Annotated in this window: 1 pseudogene; it reads right to left on the bottom strand. The window is 48.3% G+C overall.

Going from position 1 to position 211, the window contains the following annotated elements:
* Positions 1–211: pseudogene (locus HJY11_RS14720) on the bottom strand (AAA family ATPase); the annotation flags it as partial.

Raw genomic sequence — 211 nt, 5'->3', positions numbered from 1 at the left:
CAGGGCAAATTTTGAAAATATGATCTTCTTTTCCTCCGCCGTGTAATCCGGAATATCAATGACAGCAAACCTTGACATGAGCGGCGCGCTGATCTGCTCCTTATCATTGGCTGTAGCGATGGGATACACGCCGACTGTAGGGACCATACACTCAATATAGTTGTCTGTAAAGCCCAGATTGTCGAGAAGGGTCAGAAGCACATCCGCCGGA

The sequence above is a fragment of the Bittarella massiliensis (ex Durand et al. 2017) genome (assembly GCF_017566145.1).
GTDB lineage: Bacteria > Bacillota > Clostridia > Oscillospirales > Ruminococcaceae > Bittarella > Bittarella massiliensis_A.
This window is presented reverse-complemented; position numbering and strand designations above follow the sequence as displayed.